Origin of the sequence: Kitasatospora sp. NPDC091257, assembly GCF_044757675.1 — a bacterium.
GTDB lineage: Bacteria > Actinomycetota > Actinomycetes > Streptomycetales > Streptomycetaceae > Kitasatospora > Kitasatospora lactacystinica.
The window spans coordinates 1-4,456 of the sequence record NZ_JBIVVI010000765.1; the positions used below are offsets into that span (position 1 = coordinate 1).

Here is a 4,456-nt window from a genome sequence, read left to right on the forward strand (position 1 = left end):
GGTCGGCGCCGCGACCGGGGGCGTCACCGGCTCCGCTGCGGAGGTTCCATGAGCGCTTCGTCCACCGCGCCGCCCCGGGCGCAGGACCGCACCCGGGCGCGGGTCCGGCAGGGCAGCACGCTGCTGCGCTGGCTGTTCACCACGGACCACAAGGTCATCGGGAACCTCTACCTGGCGACGGCCTTCGGCTTCTTCCTGGTCGGAGGCGTGCTCGCGCTGCTGATGCGGGCCCAGCTGATGGGGCCGGACACCGGGCTGCTGTCGAACGAGCGGTACAACCAGCTGTTCACCATGCACGGCACGATCATGCTGCTGCTGTTCGCCACCCCGACCTTCGCCGGGTTCGCCAACGCGATCATGCCGCTGCAGATCGGCTCGCCGGACGTCGCCTTCCCCCGGCTGAACGCCTTCACCTACTGGGCCTTCCTGCTGGGCGGGCTGATGGTACTGAGCGGCTTCCTCACCACCGGGGGCGCGCCCTCGTTCGGCTGGTTCGCGTACGCGCCGCTGAACGGGCCGCTGTTCTCGCCCGGGGCGGGCGGGGACCTGTGGGCGCTCGGCCTGGTGGTGGCCGGCCTCGGCACCATCCTCGGGTCGGTCAACTTCATCACCACCATCACCTGCCTGCGGGCGCCGGGCATGACGCTGTTCCGGATGCCGATCTTCACCTGGAACGTGCTGTTCACCTCCGTCATGGTGCTGCTGGCCTTCCCGGTGCTGACCGCCGCACTGCTCTGCCTGGAGGCGGACCGCAAGTTCGGCGCGCACGCCTTCGACGCGGCGAACGGCGGGGCGCTGCTGTGGCAGCACCTGTTCTGGTTCTTCGGCCACCCGGAGGTGTACATCGTCGCGGTGCCGTTCTTCGGCATCATCAGCGAGATCATCCCGGTGTTCAGCCGCAAGCCGCTGTTCGGCTACTACGGCATGATCGGCGCGACCATCGCCATCACCGCACTGTCCATGTCGGTGTGGGCCCACCACATGTTCGCCACCGGCCAGGTGCTGCTGCCGTTCTTCTCGATGATGTCCTTCCTGATCGCGGTGCCCACCGGGGTGAAGTTCTTCAACTGGGTCGGGACGATGTGGAACGGCTCGCTGTCCTTCGAGACCCCGATGCTCTGGTCGATCGGCTTCCTGGTGACCTTCCTGTTCGGCGGGCTGAGCGGGGTGCTGCTGGCCGCGCCGCCGATCGACTTCCACGTCACCGACAGCTACTTCGTGGTGGCCCACCTGCACTACGTACTGTTCGGGACGGTCGTCTTCGCCACCTTCGGGGGCTTCTACTTCTGGTGGCCGAAGCTCACCGGGAAGATGCTCGACGAGCGGCTGGGCAAGGTCCACTTCTGGATGCTGTTCACGGGGTTCCAGACCACCTTCCTGGTGATGCACTGGCTCGGCGCCCAGGGGATGCCGCGCCGCTACGCGAGCTACCTGGCGGTGGACGACTTCACGGCCCTGAACGTCTGCGCCTCGATCGGCTCGTTCCTGCTCGGGATCTCCAACCTGCCGTTCTTCTTCAACGTCTGGCGGACCACCAGGTACGGCGAGAAGGTCGCCGAGGACGATCCGTGGGGCTGGGGCCGGTCGCTGGAGTGGGCCACCTCCTGCCCGCCGCCGTCGCACAACTTCCACGCGCTGCCCCGGATCCGCTCCGAGTCGCCGGCCTTCGACCTGCACCATCCTGAGGTGCCGTCGGAGGAGCCGTCGAGCGGCAACGCCGGTGTGCCGCACGGCCGTTCAGGTGGGCCGGGGAGCGGACGAGGGAGCGGGCGGTGAAGGCGGAGGGATGGCTGTTCGCCGTCATGACGGCGTTCTTCGCGGTGACCGGGCTGGTCTACGGCCTCTGGGCCCGGGAGCCGGCCGGCAAGGCGATCCTGGCGGTGGCGTTCATGATGTCCGGCCTGGTCGCGCTGTTCTGGTTCGTCCAGCACCGGCGGCTGGGCGGCGGCCGGGCGCAGGACCGCAAGGAGGCCGAGATCGCCGAGGCCGCCGGGCCGGTGGGGTTCTTCCCGGCCCGCAGCGGCTGTCCGGTCCTCGCGGCGGTCGGTGTGACGGTCTTCGCCCTGGGACTGGTCTTCGCCCGGTGGCTGATCGTGGTCGGCGCCCTGGTGCTCGGGTTCGCCGTCGCCGGCTTCATCTTCCAGTACCGTGACCACGACGCGGGCTGAGCCGGCGCAGCAGCCGCCGGAGCGGGCCGCCCGGGGCGGGTTCGGGCGCCCGGAGGGTCGGGGCGGCGGGGTGGGCCGGGGCGGTGAGGACGGCCGCCATCCGCTCCGACTCCCGCTCGGTGGAGGGGAGTTCGACCCGGTCGCGGTGGAACCAGGAGCTCGCCGCGGCCCGTACCCGCTCGTGCCGCGGCGCCCCCTGGAGGGCCGTGACCGGATCCGCCGCGGAGCGCGCCAGCAGCACGTACCGCTCGGCCTCGGGGACCGGGCGGCGGTGGCCGGAGAAACCGCCGTCGTGCGACTGGTCGATCCGGCCGGTCTCGTCGCCGTCCAGCAGCCGGGAGCGGTCCCGGGCCTGCAGGGCCAGGCAGAGGCGCCGGGTGAGTACGAAGACCACCGGCGGCAGCACCACCAGGGCCGTCCGCAGCACCACGGTGAGCGCGTTCACGGAGAGCTCGAAGGCGTACGCGATGACGTCGTTGCCGCCGGCGATCAGCAGCACCGCGTAGACGGTGATCCCGGCGGTGCCCAGCGCGGTGCGGGTGGGCCGGTTGCGCGGGCGGTCGCACAGGTGGTGCTCGCCGGTCCCGGGGTCGAGCCACCGTTCGACGAAGGGATAGGCGTACAGCGCCGCGAACAGCAGACCGGGCACCACCAGGGCGGGCAGGAACACGTTCCACGACACGGTGTGCCCGAGCAGCCTGGTCTCGGTGGCCGGCATCAGGCGCAGCGCCCCCTCGATGAAGCCGATGTACCAGTCCGGCTGCGCGCCCGTGCCGACCACGTCGGGGCGGTAGGAGCCGTACCGCCAGATCGGGTTGACCTCGGCGAGGAAGGCCGACAGCGCCATCACGCCGCCCACCGCGAACATCAGGCCCACCGTGCGGGTGAGGAACTGGGGGAAGAACGGCATCCCCACCACGTTGCGGTTGGTGCGGCCGGGGGCGGCCCAGTGGGTGTGCTTCAGCACCACCACCAGCGTCAGGTGCGCCCCGAGCAGGGCCAGCAGCAGGCCCGGGACCAGGAGGACGTGCACGGTGAACAGCCGGGGGATGACCTCGTGACCGGGGAACTCGCCGCCGAAGGCGAACAGGGTGAGGTAGCTGCCGACCAGCGGCACCGACAGCAGGACGCCCTCGGCGATCCGCAGGCCGGTGCCGGAGAGGGTGTCGTCCGGCAGCGAGTAGCCGGAGAACCCCTCCAGCAGCGCGAGGTTGAACAGCGTCACCCCGATCACCCAGTTGAGCTCGCGCGGGCGGCGGAACGCCCCGGTGAAGAACACCCGCAGCAGGTGCACACCGATCGCGGAGGCGAACAGCAGCGCCGACCAGTGGTGGATCTGACGGATCATCAACCCGCCCCGCACCTCGAAGCTGATCCGCAGGGTGGACGCGTACGCCTCGGACACCCGGACGCCGTCGAGCGGCAGGTAGGCGCCCCGGTAGACGACCTCGTTCATGCTCGGCTGGAAGAAGAACGTCAGGTAGACGCCGGTCAGCAGCAGCACCACGAAGCTGTACAGCGCGAGTTCGCCGAGCAGGAAGGACCAGTGGTCCGGGAAGACCTTGCGCAGCAGCTCCCGGCCCGCCTCCGTGACCGGCAGCCGTGCGTCCAGGCGGGTCGCGACGCGCTCGCCGGCGGACGGCTCGCGCCCGTTCGAAGCCCTGGTTTCGTCCACGGCAGGAACCTAGTGGGCCGCGCGGCGCACGGGGCGGCCGAGCGTCGCGGATGTCGCGGTGGGCGGAGGCAGAGCACTCCAACGGCGGAACGGGCATCGGGTGCCCGGGCGTCCGCATCGAACGAGCCTCCGGTGGCGGTGGCGGTGGCGGCGGTCCCGGGCGGGCCGGCGACCCTGCCCGGCGCCTGCCCGGCGCACCGCGGCGCGGCCGGCGGGCACGGAATCCGCACAACACGCTTGCGCTGCCGGGCGGTTCGACCGGTGCGGCCGCGGAGGTGGCGCGGGTCGGCCGCCCGGGGCATGATCACGGGATGACGACGATCAGGACCCGGCGGGGGCGCCTCGGCATACCGGCACTGGCGGCGCTCGCCGTGCTGGCGGCGGGGTGCGGGACGAAGCACGTGGACACCGCCCAGGACACCGGCGCCGCCACGCCGACGACGGCCGCGACCACCGCCGCGCCCTCGGCCCAGGGCGGGCCGGTCGACTTCCCCTGCCCCGGCGAGACCCCGACCCCCACCCCCACACCCACCCGGAAGGGGAGCCCCACCGCCGCCCCCGCGCCACCGCACGACCACAACCCCGAGAACCACGGCTTCAAGGCGCCCCGCCA

General features: G+C 71.8%; 3 protein-coding genes and 1 pseudogene. 3 read left to right on the forward strand and 1 reads right to left on the reverse strand.

Translation table 11 applies throughout. The features are described 5' to 3' along the window. Positions 1-48: 48 nt before the first annotated feature. Both ctaD and ACIQOV_RS29075 read left to right on the forward strand, forming a co-directional pair. Positions 49-1,776, forward strand: a complete 1,728-nt coding sequence (ctaD, locus tag ACIQOV_RS29070) for a cytochrome c oxidase subunit I (protein WP_401053514.1) — start codon at positions 49-51, stop codon at positions 1,774-1,776. After that, positions 1,773-2,168, forward strand: coding sequence for a cytochrome c oxidase subunit 4 (locus tag ACIQOV_RS29075; protein ID WP_401053516.1), 396 nt, complete (start codon positions 1,773-1,775; stop codon positions 2,166-2,168). The genes ctaD and ACIQOV_RS29075 overlap by 4 nt, the downstream gene beginning before the upstream one ends. Here ACIQOV_RS29075 and ACIQOV_RS29080 read toward each other — a convergent pair. Beyond that, positions 2,134-3,843, reverse strand: coding sequence for a cytochrome bc complex cytochrome b subunit (locus ACIQOV_RS29080; RefSeq protein WP_401053518.1), 1,710 nt, complete (start codon positions 3,841-3,843; stop codon positions 2,134-2,136). The two genes, ACIQOV_RS29075 and ACIQOV_RS29080, sit on opposite strands and share 35 nt — an antisense overlap. Positions 3,844-4,154: 311 nt before the next feature. Here ACIQOV_RS29080 and ACIQOV_RS29085 point away from each other — a divergent pair. Beyond that, positions 4,155-4,456: pseudogene (locus ACIQOV_RS29085) on the forward strand (hypothetical protein); the annotation flags it as partial.

Coding starts and splice junctions, on each gene's coding strand:
- ctaD (WP_401053514.1), top strand. CDS start 49: ATGAGCGCTTCGTCCACCGCGCCGCCCCGGGCGCAGGACCGCACCCGG.